The sequence below is a fragment of the Bacteroides sp. M10 genome, from assembly GCF_014334015.1.
Classification (GTDB): domain Bacteria; phylum Bacteroidota; class Bacteroidia; order Bacteroidales; family Bacteroidaceae; genus Bacteroides; species Bacteroides intestinigallinarum.
Map to the genome: position 1 here is coordinate 1,191,274 of NZ_CP060488.1, position 16,800 is coordinate 1,208,073.

Sequence of the window (16,800 nt, forward strand, 5' to 3'; positions counted from 1 at the left end):
TTTATGTAATTACTCAATAAACATGGAAACAATTTCTACCTGAACGTTGGGGCTTCCGTCCTCCAAAGTTTCCACCGTGGCATTACCCTTGTTCTGGATGCCGATGATGAGGCAGCTTGTCCCGTCATAAGTCACCGTCGCACCGGTAGTATTGGTCACAGTCACTGTCTGGGTCGCACCCGGAGCCATATCAAAGTTGACGGCATGTTCCAGCTCATAGCAAGCGTCTTCCCACGTGTTTCCGATATTATTGTCCAAAATGACCGTCTTGGGAGCCGCTCCTACATTCCAGGTGATACCGCCAAGCACCTTATACTGGATGGTGAGCTTCTGATTCTTCTTGAGTTTCATCTTGGTAATGTCGACAGGCCACTCCACGTCTGAAACCCACGGGTTGTAGAACTGGATGCGCAGGCGTTCGGGATTGCCGTCACCGAAGATGACCTGTAACTTACTGTTGTCCACTTTCACCTCCGTAGGTCCGGCTGTTCCCGAAGATACCTTCTTGTAAAGCAGGTTAGCTACGAGGTAAGTGTTCACCACTCCGTTCTCGTCCACCGATTCGGGAATGCCGAGAGTCAGTGTTTCGCCAGCCTCTACGCCCAATACATGGAAAGAAGTGCCCTTCACCAGGACAGTACGCTGGTCGCTTGAAGCGGTAAGGAAGGTGATTTCCCTGTCAAAGGTCATCATGTTGCCGGCTATGGTCACATTGCCGCTCACGTCTCCGCATTCGTACTTGTACGTGCCGTCAGAGGCTTTGCTCAAAATCAGTTCGAAGTCTTCCGTCCCGTCGCCCGGGGCAGGTGCCCACGTGGAGTTGTAAGATCCGCCTGTCACGCTTTCCCATTTGGCAACATCGGGCGAGCCGTTCCACCACAACCAGTCGTAGGGAGCTTCCGTATCAAGATTGAAGGTCATCTGCTGGCCTACGTAAGACACACCATCGATTTCAGTCGTGAAAAGGTCTGTCAGCAAATTGTCGAATACCGGCAATACGGGTTCCACCTTATTTATCTGCCCGCTTTCTTCCTTCGGAATGCACTCACCTGCAGTTTCAATCACTTCTTTGGAAACGAAGTTCCATACGATGTACCAGTTACCTTCATCATTGGTACGCTTGGTCACCAATTGCAGGATGTAAGGAGTAAGTTCGACAATCTGAATATCCTGCGTATAGTTGGAGCAAACGGCATCGAAGCCTGCGTTGTGCATGGAATAGCAGTCGGTGAACGAGATGAGGGGCTTGGTCTTGTCGGTAAGATTCATGTTGAATTTCCCCGTCATGTTCGAACCGGTGCTGGCCCCTTTCGTGCCGTTCTCACCACGGTACATGGTAGCCACACAACCACCGGAAGCATCCATGCTAAAGATCATATACGAATCCATGTAAGGATCGGTAGCTGAAATCAGCCAGTCCTGAAAACCGGGGTCCCAGTTGGGTTTCCAGTTGCCCGTACCGAAGACGATATCCTTATAAACGGCATCAGCCTCTTCCTGTTCGGTATAACCGGCACCGTCACCGTCCGGGTCGAAAGGCGACAGGTACATCACCGGACCGGAGCACTGCCCGATACCGTAGTTACCATCACAAGGATACCACTTCTTGCTGATACCGGCAGCCAATGTTTCAGCATCGGGAAGAGCATCGCCCGTCTTGAAATTCTCGTCTGCCAGCAGGAACCACTTCTCATCACCCAACAGCGAGAAGTCGTTCTGCTCCAACGTGAAAGAATAAGGCTCGCCATAAACAATGCCACCGGGAGTTTCAGCTCCGAAAGTCACCTCATAAGTACCCGAGAAAGGCAATTCGATAGTGAGGTCGCTCTCCTGAGATCGTCCTTGTGGAGTAACCCACAACGGGGTGCAACCGGAGATGTTCGATTTGAGATGTACCTGATTTCCCGAAATGGTGACCGTATAGGCCGTGCCCTGCACCAAATCGCCGGATACGTAGGTCTTTCCACCCATATCGTATTTATCAGGCGTACATGCCGACAGCATCAGTATCAAGCCGGCAATGAGCGAATATATATAACGATTCAATTTCATATCTTACTAATTTTAATGTTTTTCATCAATAGCCCGGACCTTCCCGGATTTACCAACCCGGATTCTGCGTAAGCTTGTTGCCCGAAAGCGTGATTTGCGTACTCGGAATCTGCATCAGTCCTTTCTTGGCGGTGAAGTTGCTCTCGGAGAAAGAAGTAGTAGTCTCGTTGCCACCGGTCATTACCTTAGCGCCGTTCTGTGCGGCGGCAATGGCTCGTGCAGCATAGGCGCCCTCTTTCTCATAGCGCATCAGGTCCCAATAGTGCACGCCCTCGAAGGCCAACTCAATGGCACGTTCGTTGCGAATATTCTCGATGCTGTAAGGCAAGGATTCACCGGGATATACACGCTGGTGCACCAGATTCAGCCCCCTGTTGTTCCCGTTAAGTTCGGAGTGCATCAGCAACACGTCGGCATAACGCATGATGGTGTAGTCCTGATAGTAAGTGATGTTCATGTGTTTCTCGCCCAATTCGAATCCTACCTCTTGACGTGTTCCGTCGGCAAAGCACATCGGCGCATACTTGCGGGTGTAATAGCCGGTGTATTCATAAGAGTCGGCAATGTCGGCATTGAAACCGGCTTCGCTGCAACTCCATACGCAGGCGCTGAAACGCGGGTCTTTGGAATATTGCTCCACAAAGGCGGGAGTTACCGGGCAGCCTCCCCAGCCGCTGGCAATGCATACACCCGTTGCGCTTCGGTTACGCGGACCTAAATAAACGGAGAAGGTATTGCCGTCTCCATTGCCGTTATAGTCAGAAGTGCTGTTCATCTTCAGATTGAGCACAATTTCCTTGGAGAGATTGCCCTGACCGGCCTGCCAGGTAGAACCGTCGTACCATTTGCCTGCATACGTGGTTTTCCAAGCATACGTGTCGCCGCTTGAAGCATCGGCAGTGCAAGCCGGCATCCAAAAGTCGGCATAGCTGCTTTCCAGTTCGTAACCGCCGTTATCTACCACATCGTTGATGGCCGCCACCGCTTCCGCTTTCGTGCAGGCGGGATGTTCTTCGCCATAGTAACCGGTATAATAAAGATAGGCGCGAGCCATCAGCGCTTCAGCGGCATACTTGGTGATGCGGCCGTCGTTGGTGTTACGGTTCGCCAACGGATAGGCATCGGCAGGAATATGCCCGGCGCCATACTTGAAGTCGTCGAAGATAAGCTGATAGACATCTTTTGCCGGAGAACGGGGAATGTTCTCCTCGGACGGAACGGTAAGCAAAGGCACGTCACCGAACAGACGGGCGAGATCGAAATAAAGGATGCCGCGAAGAGTGCGGGCCTCACCGATGACACGTCCTTGCGCACCGGTGTCGCCACCCCAGTCGATGTTGTCCTCCTGCGTGATAAGTTGGTTGCAGCGGAATATCGCCTTGTAATAGTTTATCCAGTCCGTATTGAAAAGGTCGTTGTAAGAAGGAGCAATTCCCAAGTCGAACTGGTCTATCACATTGTTGTTCTTGGCATCGGAAAGGCCGAGACCGGCAAAAGCCTGTTCGGAAGCGAATTCCGCCACCAGATACATGCCCACCCCTTCATCGGAGACAGTGCGCTGCCAGCCATCGTAGCAACCCACCAATGCCATTTCGGCCGATTCGAGGTTGCTGTAAGCGGTTTCCGTATTCAAGGTCACCTTTGAGGAAGTCTCAAAGAAATCGTCGCACGAGGTGAAGACCGCAGCCGACAGTGCGAGTACCCCCATGACTAATATCTGTTTGTTCATATTACTTTTCTTTTTCATGGTTTAAAACGCAAGATTAATACCTACAATAAAAGTGCGCGGATGCGGATAGTAACCCATATCTACGCCCGACACCCAGGTCTCGTTGTTATTGCCGTCCGTACCGTTGAACGAACCTATTTCAGGGTCCATACCGTCATACTTGGTCAGCGTGAAAAGGTTCTGAGCCTGTACATAGAGCCGCAGTTTGGAAATGCCTTTCCAAGAGATAAGGCGTTTGAAGTCGTAACCCAACGTGATGTTCTGCAGGCGGATGTAGTCGCCGTCCTGCAAGTAAAGGTCGGAGAATTGCCAGTTGCCCGCATCGTTGTAAGTCACACGGGGAATATAGTTGCTGGTTCCTTCACCCGTCCAGCGGTTCAGAATCCGGCGGCTGTAGTTGGCTTGCGCGGAATTCGGGTCGCGATACGACTGGGCGATTTGGAAGCCTGCGGCGCCCGTTGCATTCAAACTGAGGTCGAAGCCCTTATAACCCAGGTTGAGATTAAGGCCGAATACATATTTGGGAAGCCCGTTGCCCAAATCCACCTTGTCTTTGGCATCAATGGAGCCGTCGTGGTTCACGTCCACATACTTCACGTCACCCGGCTGCACACTGCTCTGATAAACTCCGTTCCCCGCTGCAATCCAATCGTTGATTTCTTTCGTGTTCTGGAAAATGCCCGCCGTCTTGAATCCCCAGAAGTAACCGATGGCATGACCGTTCTCGGCACGATAGAATTCTTCGGCATTGCTGTATATCTGATTGATGGCGCCATGGATAATGCCGTCTTCGGTAGGAATACTGCCCACTTCATTATGATTGTATGAAAAGTTAGCACCTACGTTATAAGTGAAGTCCCTGCCAATCCGGTCGTTCCAGGAAAGCCCCAGTTCGATACCCTTGTTTTTCACGTCGCCGCCATTGACGATAGGTCCGTCGGCACCTGCCGTAGCCAATACGGGAGCCTGCACCAGCCAGTCTTTGGTGTTCTTGATGTAACCGTCCGCCGTAAACGAGAGACGTCCGTTGAGGAAGCGGGCATCAATACCCACGTTATACTGTTCGGAAGTCTCCCACTTCACGTTTTCATTGGCAAGGCGGCTGGTATAGGAACCGGTGACCCAGCCTTCCTGTCCTCCGGAAGCACCGAAGTTATAATTGGTATTTGTGGTAGACACCGGAGCCAGATACTGGTAACAGTTGATATTGGCATTACCCACCTGCCCCCAGCTGGCACGCAGCTTCAGGTATTCGAGCCAGGATTTCACCGGTTTCATGAAACGCTCTTCGGAAAGCGTCCACCCGGCGGATACGGAGGGGAAGTAACCCCACCGGTTCCCTTTGGTAAATTTGGAAGAGCCATCGGCACGCACGGTGGCGTTCACCATATAACGGTCTTTCCACGTCCAGCCTGCACGGGCAAAGAAAGACAAGCCGCGGGTAGAATCGTAAGGCTTCCCTTCCACGGTCTTATTTTCCGTACCGTTGGTGTTGGCAAGATAGGCATGCTCCCAGTCATCGAAGCCGGGAATAAGGCCGGTATTGGAACCACCGGAACTGCTACCGTCATAAGAAGACAATTCACTACCTATCAAAGCATTCAGATGATGCTCGTCGCCCATGTTGAAATCATAGGCCAGTGTATTGGTCCATACCATAGACAACCCGTTGCCATTACTTTGGCTCACTTTGCTGGTAGCGACCGCACTCTGCGGGGTAAACTGGTATTCCGGCGTATAAGAGCGATAATCGGAAGCACCGTAGCTAATGCCGTAAACCGTGCGGAACCTCAAGTTTTTGACAGGTTCCACCTGCACATAGACATTGGCGTCCAACGAAGCGTTCTTACTCTGGTTGTAACGGTTCATCATCATCACTCCGTAGGGGTTGCCGTCGTTCACGTTCCAGTCGGAACTGACCGTAGAGTTGTAATTACCGTCGGCATCGTAAACAGGAGTAATAGGAGAAGCCGAGAATGCGCTGCGCAAGTTGTTATTCCAGATATTTCCCGTGTTCATGCCGCGCGTGTCTTTATAGACAAAGCCCACATGCTCACCGATTGTCACCAGTCCGTTCCACATCTTATGCTCCGAATTGACACGGAAGTTATACCGCTTATAATAAGAGACATCCGAACCTCCGATCAGACCGTCCTGACCGGTGTAACCGCCTGAAATGGCGTAAGTGGATGTCTTGGAGCCACCCGTGAAGGAGAGACTGTGGCTGGTAGTCAAAGCACCATTATCAATGGCCTGGTCAATCCAGTCGGTATCATGTACATTGCCGTTGGCATCGTAAATAGAGTTGAGTGAAGACCAATCCACCCGGGACATACCCGAATTAAGGCGGGCCTCATCCATGATGCTCATATACTCGGCGGCATTCAGCACATGGAACTTACGCCCTATCGTCTGCCAGCCGGCAAAGCCGTCATAAGAGATTTTGCAGGAACCTTCCTTACCGCTCTTGGTGGTGACTAGAACTACACCATTGGCAGCCTGCGCTCCGTAGATAGCAGCCGAAGCCGCATCTTTCAGCACGTCGATACTTTCGATGTCGGCAGGATTCAGCGTGGTAATGTCACCGCCCACGCCATCTATCAGGTAAAGAGGCTGCGAATTGCCCACCGTGCCCAGACCGCGGATAGTGACACTCATGCTGGCGCCGGGTTGTCCGGAAGTGGAAACGATGTTCACGCCCGGCGTCTGTCCTTGCAGGGCCGACAGCGGGTTGGTGGTATTCAGCTTGGCAATATCGTCACCTTTCACCTGAACCGTGGCGCCGGTCACAAGTTTCTTCTTCTGCACGCCGTACCCGATAACGACTACTTCGTCCAAAACCTCATTGTCTTCTTTCAACACCACATTGATAACGGAAGACGTACCCACCTTCACTTCTTGAGACTGATAGCCGACATAAGAGAATACCAACGTCTGCCCCTGCCCGGCACTTACCGAATAGTGACCGTCGATATCTGTGATGCTACCCGTTCCGATAACTTCTTTCACCCGCACGCTGACACCAATCAACGGCTCGTTATCCGTACCTGCCGTCACCGTTCCCGTGACGGTCTTGTTTTGAGAAGGATTAGCCTGAAGGCTATTGGTTGCAGGCACGAGCAATAGCAGCACCAATGCAACATGGCATAACCATACATACCGGTTATGCACTTTTTCCAAGAATGTTTTTCTCATTGTACATTTTTAAGTGGTTAATATCAAAGATTTATTGCGTTCCTTATTGATTGCAAAACACACCTGCAAATATAGAGACGAAACAAGAAAATAGGCTCGGGAATTGTTACTTATAACATACAAATTAGTTAATCCTCATCATGAAAATGTTATAAAAAAAGGTACAATTTGTTTCCAATCTCATTGAGATATCTTTCTAAAAGCACATTCCATCTTTTTCGGATACATCTGTTTCGTCACATTTTCCTGATTTCTGTGAGGATTCGATCAACCTCCCCAGTCTGCGGGAGCCGTCACTCCCTGATGCTCATAGAGAATAGAATGTATCTTATTGGGGCATCATATGTATTCAATTGCATTTCGCCCTTTCGAGTGACTGCAAATCTTTCTACATTTGTGGTAGATTTTAAGTCTCACTCTAAAAATATCAACTCATGAAAAGCATTAAGAAAATGGTATTAGTATCAGCCTTTGCCGGTACCTGCCTTACAACTCACGCGCAGGCTACCCCTCCCGCCATCCCAGCCGATCCGGCTATTGAAGCTAACATCCGGCAATGGCTTCAGAGAATGACCCTCGAACAGAAGATCGGTCAGATGTGTGAAATCACCATTGATGTGGTGTCTGACCTTGAAACCAGCCGTGAGAAAGGATTCTGTCTAAGCGAGGCGATGCTCGACACGGTTATCGGTAAATATAAGGTAGGCTCACTACTGAATGTCCCTCTGGGAGTAGCACAGAAGAAGGAGAAGTGGGCGGAAGCCATCAAGCAGATACAGGAGAAATCAATGAAAGAAATCGGTATCCCGTGCATCTATGGAGTAGACCAGATTCATGGAACGACCTACACGCTGGACGGAACGATGTTTCCGCAAGGCATCAACATGGGAGCCACTTTCAACCGGGAACTGACAAGGAAAAGTGCCGAAATATCTGCCTATGAAACCAAAGCAGGATGCATCCCCTGGACGTTTGCCCCCGTTGTCGATTTAGGTCGCGACCCGCGCTGGGCACGTATGTGGGAGAACTATGGAGAAGATTGTTATGTAAATACAGAAATGGGCGTGTCGGCCGTAAAGGGATTTCAGGGAGAAGACCCGAACCGCATCGGAGCATACCATGTAGCTGCCTGTATGAAGCACTATATGGGTTACGGTGTACCCGTTTCCGGGAAAGACCGTACTCCTTCTTCCATCTCACGCAGCGATATGCGTGAAAAACACTTCGCTCCTTTCCTGGCTGCCGTGCGTCATGGTGCATTGAGCGTGATGGTGAATTCTGGCGTTGACAACGGCCTGCCTTTTCATGCCAACCGTGAATTACTGACCGAATGGCTGAAAGAAGACTTGAACTGGGACGGTCTGATTGTAACAGACTGGGCGGACATAAACAATCTCTGCACACGGGATCATATTGCTGCCACCAAGAAAGAAGCCATCAAGATTGCCATCAATGCCGGAATCGACATGTCAATGGTTCCTTATGAAGTGAGTTTCTGCGATTATCTGAAAGAGTTGGTTGAAGAAGGAGAGGTATCTATGGAACGCATCGACGATGCAGTAGCCCGTGTGTTGCGTTTGAAATATCGTCTGGGATTATTCGACAATCCGTATTGGGACATTAAGAAGTATGACAAGTTCGGTTCTAAGGAATTTGCGGCCGTTGCCCTCCAGGCTGCCGAGGAATCGGAAGTGTTATTGAAGAATGACGCACATACCCTGCCGATAGCGAAAGGCAAAAAGATTCTGCTGACCGGGCCGAACGCAAACTCCATGCGTTGCCTGAACGGCGGATGGTCGTATAGCTGGCAGGGACACGTTGCCGATGATTACACGCAGGCATATCATACAATCTACGAGGCTTTGTGTGAGAAATACGGAAAAGAGAATATTATCTACGAACCGGGAGTCACCTATGCTCCTTACAAAAACGATAACTGGTGGGAAGAAAACAAACCGGAAATTGAAAAATCGGTAGCAGCGGCAGCACAGGCAGATATTATCATCGCCTGCATTGGCGAAAACTCTTATTGCGAAACTCCCGGCAACCTGACGGATCTTACCTTATCGGAAAATCAGCGCAATCTGGTAAAGGCTCTGGCCGCTACGGGTAAACCTATCGTTTTGGTTCTGAACCAGGGACGTCCGCGTATTATCAATGACATAGAGCCTTTGGCAAAAGCTGTCGTCAACATCATGCTGCCAAGCAATTACGGTGGCGATGCACTTGCTAACTTATTGGCCGGTGATGCCAACTTCAGTGGAAAAATGCCGTTTACTTATCCCCGCCTAATCAACGCTTTGGCGACTTATGACTACAAGCCTTGTGAAAATATGGGGCAAATGGGAGGTAACTACAATTATGATTCGGTGATGGATATTCAATGGCCGTTCGGCTTCGGATTAAGCTATACCAATTATAAATATAATAACCTAAGTAACTGTTCAAAATTAATTTTACAAATATGAATAATTCACGAATAAGTTCGTACCCACAGACGCCAAGGCCCTGTTCGTACAATAGAAAAGCGAGTCCGTAGTCTCGTAATCTATCGGTCTTATCCATTTACCCTTAAGTATACGCCAAAGAATCTCGGCAGGATTAAGTTCTGGAGAATAAGGTGGAAGATAGAAGAGGAACAATCCTCTTTTCTCCCAAATTTTCCTCAGTTCTTTAACTTTCCGATTTCTATGAACAGAAGCATTGTCCAAGACAATTACAGTCTTCTTCGTTACATTGAAAGAGAATCTGTCAAGATAGTCCACAATCTTGTCTGCGTTGATGGACTCTTTTGTGGTAAAGCCTTTATATTGGTTCCTTTTGGTAATCATGCCAAAAATATTAAGCCGGGCAGCTTTCTCGGATGGGATGTAAATATCCTCATTCTTGAATTGCCAGCCATATGGAACATAACCATTTGTACAGACATGACTTTCGTCGGCATAATATAGCACAAGTTCTCCTTTGGAATCAAGTTCTTCAAGTTCTTGCAACTTCTCTTTCTTGTATGCGTAGAGCTGCGGTGAGGGTTTGCCCCTTGGGCGTTTTCTTATACGCTTATATCTTGCACCAATGTTTCTAAAAAACGTTTGAAAGTAATATCACTGGCTTCTTTACCAGTCGCATTCTGCCATGCTTCACGTGCTTTGGACACACTCTGACGGTCTTCCTCAATTGCCTTGCGGACTGCTTCTTCATCAGAACAATCCATAATAGGCTTTCGCCCCTGACCAGGACGTGTCTCCAAGCCTTTGATGCCATTTTCTTCATAACGTTTTACCCATGTGTAGACAGTAGGTACTGTTACCTCAAGCATTTCTGCTATTTGGGGAGCTGATTTACCTTCTGACTTCAGCAATATGGATTTGCATCTGATACGAAAACTATGAGTAGGGCCATTATGATAGCCTTTCTCTAATTTGAGGCGATCAACCTCTGATAATTCAAGTACTTTTATTGGTTTCATAATTCTATTTTTTCTATAAAACGGAAAATGAACCATATTAGTACTGATATATATAAATAATTTAGATCACCTACTTAAAAGTAAACAAAGCGACTTTCAATGCCGATGATGAGCTGATATTCACGATTGATGTAACCAATACGGGCAAAGTTGCCGGAAAAGAAAGTGTGTTGTTATTCTCTAAAGACTTGGTGGCAAGCAGTACACCGGACAATATCCGTCTGCGGAACTTTGAAAAGATCTCTTTGAAACCGGGAGAAACAAAGACTGTTACGTTGAAACTAAAAGGAAGCGATTTGGCATTTGTCGGGTATGACGGTAAGTGGAGACTGGAAAAAGGAGATTTCAAAATCAAATGCGGTGACCAATGGATTGATATTGTATGCGATCAGACGAAAGTATGGAATACTCCGAATAAAAATACTCTTCATTAACAAGCTTCTTCTCATATATAAAAAATCACTTTTCTCTATCACCTATCACCGACGGCAATCAAATACCTTATTCATCGAAGTTCCCGGCGGTGATAGGTTGTTTTTCAACCTATCACCACATCTGTCACCTATCACCGCAAAAAACACTACTTTCATCAAATTTTTGCAAAGACAACCTGAATAGCTATGACTTAGAGAGCCATTTCTTTCTTTTCTTCACAGGAGCCATCACCAATTTAGTATGCAGTTCTTTGATTTCACATAAATCGAACCTTTCCTGTATATACACATACATGATGACCAAATGGATAAGTTCTTTATTCGGACATGAGAATTCATCTTTAGACAGCCCGTCTATCACTATATTCAATAAACAGAGAGAACACTGCAATTCAGCTTTTGACAATTGGTCTACACTTTCAATATTTGCAAAGCTAGGCCAGTTTTCTTTCATAAAACTAAGCTTGTCGACGGAGCGTTCTAAATCGTGCTTCATCAGGCAGGAACAGGAACAAGTAAGGTCACTCATAACTATCATTTTTTAATTATGTGTTCCCGTTTGCCAATAAAAAAGGCGCAGAAACTATTACTGTACTATCCTCCGACGGCTCTGGTAAGCCTACACCTGAATAATAAGCAATAGCTCCACGCCCGTTGAGATATATAACAAATATATATACAACATGGACGTGGAGACCGGTCACTTATTATCTGCAGGTGTTAAATTTACCAGATTTACGGAGCAGATAATAAAAACACTTTCTCCAATTCAAAAGTAAACGTATCTTCTCTCTGAAGACACGCTACAAATATAACTATATTTTTCAGACAATGCCACTGTTATCACAGTAAAATAGTTTAATTCTCCCTTGCCCTATATCTATCAAATAGAACAAGGCATATAAATACCTACAACAAGTAGGAATACTTTGCTTTTCTCCCTGATATAGTTTATCTTTGCTACCGATATAGTTCATTCTTCATGGCCGTGGCGAATTCCTACCACGGCCGTGAAAAGATACTACCACAGCCATGACGAGATCTCTCCACGGCCGTGGGAAACTAATGATAAAGGCACCGGAAGATAACTATCCCTATGCCTTAGTCCAAGAATAAAGGCAGGATAACTTATAAAAGCCGCTTGATAGCAAACAAACAACAGCTATATAACACCCTCCCCCTAAGTCCGAAGATGATCGATTAGCTTCGCAACAAAAAAACAATGTCCTTATAGGCTTACAACGATAAATTTAAAATACGTAGTAATGTATAAGGCGAAAACAAATTAATAATGGCAATACAATTTGAATTGTACAAGACTCCCCATCCCAAGGATGAGGAAGGTAAGGAAGTGTATCACGCACGTGTAGTCAACTTCCAACACATTGACACAGACTATCTGGCAAAAGAAATCCAGATAGCCACTTCTCTAACTGAAGGGGATGTAAAGTCTGTTCTCGAATCTCTAAGTCATTTTATGGGGGATCGTCTTCGAGAAGGACAAAGCGTCCATCTGGATGGCATCGGTTATTTCCAGATAAAGCTGAATAGTCAAGAGCCTATCACTTCGCCCAAACTAAAAGCGAATCAGATAAAACTCAAAGCCAACATCAGCTTTAAAGCGGATGCCAAACTGAAAAGGTCAGTCAGTGTTGTTCATGTGGAGCGAAGTAAACTGAAACCCCATTCGGCTGTCCTTTCAAATGACGAGATAGACAAATTGCTGACAAACTACTTCAAGAGCAACCCTGTATTAACCCGTCGCGACTTTCAAGGATTGTGCGGCTTTACCCCTACCACTGCCGCACGGCAAATCAAACGGCTGAAAGAGGAGGAGAAGAAGTTGAAGAATATCAATACTTATTATAATCCGATTTACATGCCGATGCCGGGATATTATGGCAAGGCGGAGATAAAAGAGGATGAAGCAAATACTATACAATAATAAAGTAAAGAGTATGAAAAAAGTGCCCAAGAAGGCACTACCGATCATTTTGCTGACGTCAGCAAAATGGTATTCCTGATAATAAATTCCCCCCCAAAAAATAACCTATTTTTATGGTAGAATGAGAGACACCTTGAAGCGAGGTATCTCTCATTATCTATATCACTCATTAATAAGACCTAAATTCAATTATTCTTATTAATCAAATTGATTACTACCTTCACCATCACGTCCTTTTCTTCCGTCCGGCTTTCGGCAATCATCAACGTAAGTGCCACAAGCGTATTGTTTCCAATCAACTTCGAACCATCGGATTTATATAATATACCGTTCTTCTCCAGAAACCAAAGAAACAAGAAAGCGGCAATACGCTTGTTACCGTCACTAAACGAGTGATTCTTTACGACAAGGTAGAAAAGCATCGCTGCTTTCTCTTCAACGCTCGGATAAAGTTCTTCTCCGCCAAACGTCTGATAAATGGTGTTGATAGAGCTTTTGAACGACTGATCCTTTTCATTTCCAAACAAATCACTGCTTCCGAACTTTTCCTGCAAAAGGTGAATGGCTTCCATTGCTTCTTCATAGGTGGCACGAAATTCTTCAGTAGGAGTCGTGGAGTCTACTTCCAATTGCTGGTAATCGTATTTATCCAGTGTATCCAGACCGTAAGTGTAATCGGTAATCACACGCAAGAGTCCATTGGCCTCATCCAGCGTCAATTGTTTGTGTTCGATGACGTTAGAAAGAAGGCGTACGGTGCTCTTCAAGTCTTCCAGTTGAACAGCTTTGGCTTGCTGATTAATGGCATAACCTTTAATCAAGTAGTCTTTCAGGACTTTATTGGCCCAAATACGGAATTGGGTGCCACGCATGGAATTGACCCTATAACCGACAGAAATAATCATATCAAGATTATAATAAATAATGTGACGCTTGATAGTCCGATTCCCCTCCATCTGAACTTGTGCAATTTTTGCACAAGTTGAGTCTTTCTCCAACTCTTCCGACTTATAGATGTTATTAACATGCTTCACTACGGAAGTTCTATCCGTTTGAAACAACTCCGCCATTTGAGCTTGATTGAGCCACACCGTCTCATTCTCCAACTTTACATCAATGGAAGTTTTCCCATCCTTCGTCTGATAAATGACAATTTTTCCTCTATTGTCCATAAAATGCCTCCTTATTTACGCATTGTGTCCGTCCATTACCTTCGTAGCAATGGACGGACACACAAATGTACAGCTTTCAAAAAGAAATAAAGAATATAAAGCTGCTTTTATTAGTTACTCTGAAGCGTTATAATAGAACGTGCCGGAATCTGAATGTTCTTTCCACTTTTCACTTTTCCTACCGGCAGCAAATTCTCCCCTTCTTTATCCGAAGTACGATAAACCTGCCATTGTGCATTCCCGACTTTTTCTTTATGAATAGAAAACTCTTTTTCTTCATTGGCATAGTTTATAACGACTATCACATACGTTCCATCTACGTTTTTGTAAGCAGAACACATCAATCCTTGCTGGTCGGTATCGCCATCAGGGATGAAAGCGTTTGTTTGATCGAAAGCCGAAACGGATAGCCGGACTGCTCCCGGACGGGTAAAACGGCTATAATTTCCTAAAGCCCACATCAGTTTAGAATCTTCTACTCTACCATCCAAAAGGTTATCGTCTGTTGTATACTCACGAATCAGTCCGTCTTTGTAGTCACCGCCAATGGCACGCCACCATTGCCAGCTTTCAGCTCTGGCATATACAATATCATGATGAATGATACGTGCTACATAGAGCGCTGTCTTCATTGTACGGTCGAAACCATTTCCACCACCAATTTCTTCATCATTACCCATGATGCAAGTCTCCGTTTGCCAGAAGCCAACTTGATGTTTATCTAAGGTATCCCGCAACTGGCAGCGGATATTACGCAATTCGCTTAACGGAGTCGTTGTCCAATAGCTATGACCAAGCATCAGGCGGGGAACATTCGGAGTATCTCCTAAATATGTATCTACACTATCCGGACAGAAAAAAGCTTGAATCTGATAACCCCGTTGCCAATCTGTTTCGTGAGTGCGGAACATACAGCGATAATCAGAAGATTCATTCACCAAAATCTGCGTATCCATATTCCGGCTTACAAATTCTTTGCTTAACAAACGGACAGTATGAGCTACTTCTTTGTTGGTTGCCGGACAACCTTCTTGTTTCGGTCCTACCCAATTCCAATGTCCGTCCGGTTCGTTGAAAGGACAGATGTAGTTGAACTTGATGCCATCATGTTCTTCTACTCCCTGTACTACATCTGCCAGAAAACGGACGTATTTTCCATAACAATCCGGCTTCAAATTTGCCGTACCTCCACGACCGGTATTGGTTGCCAATCCGTTCTGTGTATAATGTACGGGAGGCGAGTTCAGGAAAGCCAGGAATTTATTGACTCCCCGTTCCTTTGCCAGTTTCAGAAAATTGCGTTGTCCTTGTTGCTTGTTCCAGTCGTACGTTCCATCCGCGTTCAGAAAACACTCGGCTCGCATCCAGGGAGAAGCGATCTGACTAGCCTCCCCTTGTTCCGCACTGCCTGCACCGACATTGAAACGCCAGAGGGACAGGCCGATACCTTTCGGCTGTCCATTCGCATCATTCTCCGTACTGAACAGCCAATCGGCTACCAGGTTTTGTTTCTCTTCCGGCCAAAGTCCGATAAACTGCATACTCCAGGCATCTGAAGCACTGAAATATGCCATCGTTTGACAAGGCTTATCCGTTTCTATCTGATAACTTACATCAGGAACAGATTGAGAACATCCACCCGCCACACATACAAACAGAAAACCTAAAATCGCTACTCTCTTTTTACCTATAATCCTATTCATCTATAATCTTTCATTATTCAAATCATACAATACAATTCCGTCCTGAAACAACCTGACCATCTACCGAAATCAGGAAAGATATTATTAAGGAGTGGGTATTACTTGCTTAATGCTCCCATCTTCATTAAATTCCATACGATCTATACATACTTCACGATGAACACCGGGATCACTTTTGAGATAATTCTTATTAATGCGATGATAAATAATATACCACTTATCAGTGCCGGGAACTTGCAAAACAGCATTATGAGCAGGACCGTATATTTCCTTTTCCGGGTTTTGAATCAGTATAACAGGATTCTTAGCTACTTTAATTGGTCCCAAAGGTGAGGCTGAAGTGCCATAAGCTACATGATAATTGGGAGACCCTGTATCATCTACCGACCACATGAAATAGTAAAGTCCGTTACGGTAGAACACATAAGCAGCTTCACGATAAGCATAATCCTGCAAAGTCCCTCCTTCGGGAGTCATCACTGTAATCGTTTCCTTCTTAATGGAAACCATATCCTCATTCAGTTCCGCACCTGCCATATAGCCATTTCCCCAATACAGATAAGACTTCCCCGAAACCGGATCGGTAAACACATCCACATCTATTTGCTGACCGTTTCCGGTGGGTGAATCCGTTACAATGGGATGCCCTAAATCAACAAACGGCCCCGTAGGAGAATCGCTCGTGGCTACTCCAATCTGTTTTCCTCCACCTGCTTTCGGATTACCGCTGTAGTAAAAGAAGTATTTATATTTTCCTCCTATCAACTTCTCCTCCATACAAGGTGCCCATGCATTGCCATCCGCCCAAGGTACCTGATCTGATTTCAAATCCAGCATTGTCCCTTCATCCTTCCAATTCTTTAAGTCAACAGACGAAAAAACGGTAAAATACCAACCACCCCATCCAGGCTGTCCGTCTGTGGTGGAATAGATATAGTATTTCTTAGTCTTGTTGGAATATAAAATTTCAGGATCAGCATGGAAACCTGGTAACACAGGATTACCAGATAACGCGAAAGCAGGCAGCGTCACTGCCAACATCAAGCCGATTATAATCAAAGTTTGTTTAATAGGTACTATCATATTTTCATGAGTTGGATAAAA

The 16,800-nt window shown here is 46.1% G+C and carries 11 protein-coding genes and 1 pseudogene; 3 read left to right on the forward strand and 9 right to left on the reverse strand.

Annotated elements, in window-relative coordinates:
* Positions 1 to 9 precede the first annotated feature (9 nt).
* Genes H8796_RS04535 through H8796_RS04545 form a run of 3 tightly spaced genes read right to left on the reverse strand, consistent with a single transcriptional unit; the run spans position 10 to position 6,976 of the window.
* Complete coding sequence (locus H8796_RS04535) at positions 10 to 2,052, reverse strand: hypothetical protein (RefSeq protein WP_117932699.1); 2,043 nt, start codon at positions 2,050 to 2,052, stop codon at positions 10 to 12.
* 49 nt (positions 2,053 to 2,101) lie between these two features.
* Entirely contained in the window at positions 2,102 to 3,799 is a 1,698-nt protein-coding gene (locus tag H8796_RS04540) for a RagB/SusD family nutrient uptake outer membrane protein (RefSeq protein WP_255502156.1), read from the reverse strand.
* 3 nt (positions 3,800 to 3,802) lie between these two features.
* Positions 3,803 to 6,976, reverse strand: a complete 3,174-nt coding sequence (locus H8796_RS04545) for a TonB-dependent receptor (RefSeq protein WP_117971356.1) — start codon at positions 6,974 to 6,976, stop codon at positions 3,803 to 3,805.
* Positions 6,977 to 7,410: 434 nt separating this feature from the next.
* On the opposite strand from H8796_RS04545, the gene H8796_RS04550 reads away from it, so the two are divergent.
* On the forward strand, positions 7,411 to 9,444 hold the full coding sequence (locus tag H8796_RS04550) for a glycoside hydrolase family 3 N-terminal domain-containing protein (RefSeq protein WP_255502157.1): 2,034 nt from the start codon (positions 7,411 to 7,413) through the stop codon (positions 9,442 to 9,444).
* On the opposite strand, the gene H8796_RS04555 is transcribed toward H8796_RS04550, so the two are convergent.
* Both H8796_RS04555 and H8796_RS04560 read right to left on the reverse strand, forming a co-directional pair.
* Positions 9,433 to 10,050, reverse strand: a complete 618-nt coding sequence (locus H8796_RS04555; RefSeq protein ID WP_117938167.1) for an IS630 family transposase — start codon at positions 10,048 to 10,050, stop codon at positions 9,433 to 9,435. The genes H8796_RS04550 and H8796_RS04555 overlap by 12 nt on opposite strands.
* On the reverse strand, positions 10,026 to 10,442 hold the full coding sequence (locus H8796_RS04560) for a helix-turn-helix domain-containing protein (protein WP_117938168.1): 417 nt from the start codon (positions 10,440 to 10,442) through the stop codon (positions 10,026 to 10,028). The genes H8796_RS04555 and H8796_RS04560 overlap by 25 nt, the downstream gene beginning before the upstream one ends.
* A gap of 74 nt (positions 10,443 to 10,516) precedes the next feature.
* On the opposite strand from H8796_RS04560, the pseudogene H8796_RS04565 reads away from it, so the two are divergent.
* A pseudogene (locus H8796_RS04565) lies at positions 10,517 to 10,876 on the forward strand (fibronectin type III-like domain-contianing protein); the annotation flags it as partial.
* Between the two features lie 184 nt (positions 10,877 to 11,060).
* Here H8796_RS04565 and H8796_RS04570 read toward each other — a convergent pair.
* A complete protein-coding gene (locus H8796_RS04570) occupies positions 11,061 to 11,405 on the reverse strand; it encodes a hypothetical protein (RefSeq protein ID WP_074556556.1) in 345 nt (114 codons plus the stop codon).
* A gap of 762 nt (positions 11,406 to 12,167) precedes the next feature.
* Here H8796_RS04570 and H8796_RS04575 point away from each other — a divergent pair.
* Positions 12,168 to 12,821 (forward strand): HU family DNA-binding protein, encoded by a 654-nt coding sequence (locus tag H8796_RS04575; RefSeq protein WP_117932691.1) that lies wholly within the window; start codon positions 12,168 to 12,170, stop codon positions 12,819 to 12,821.
* Positions 12,822 to 13,006: 185 nt separating this feature from the next.
* Here H8796_RS04575 and rhuM read toward each other — a convergent pair whose 3' ends face one another.
* From rhuM to H8796_RS04590, 3 genes are all read right to left on the reverse strand, one after another.
* Positions 13,007 to 13,993, reverse strand: a complete 987-nt coding sequence (rhuM, locus tag H8796_RS04580; protein ID WP_117932690.1) for a RhuM family protein — start codon at positions 13,991 to 13,993, stop codon at positions 13,007 to 13,009.
* Positions 13,994 to 14,103: 110 nt separating this feature from the next.
* Positions 14,104 to 15,696, reverse strand: coding sequence for a glycoside hydrolase family 30 protein (locus tag H8796_RS04585; RefSeq protein WP_187343941.1), 1,593 nt, complete (start codon positions 15,694 to 15,696; stop codon positions 14,104 to 14,106).
* Between the two features lie 84 nt (positions 15,697 to 15,780).
* Positions 15,781 to 16,779: a family 43 glycosylhydrolase gene (locus H8796_RS04590; protein ID WP_117932688.1), complete on the reverse strand. Its 999-nt coding sequence runs from the start codon at positions 16,777 to 16,779 to the stop codon at positions 15,781 to 15,783.
* Positions 16,780 to 16,800 lie beyond the last annotated feature (21 nt).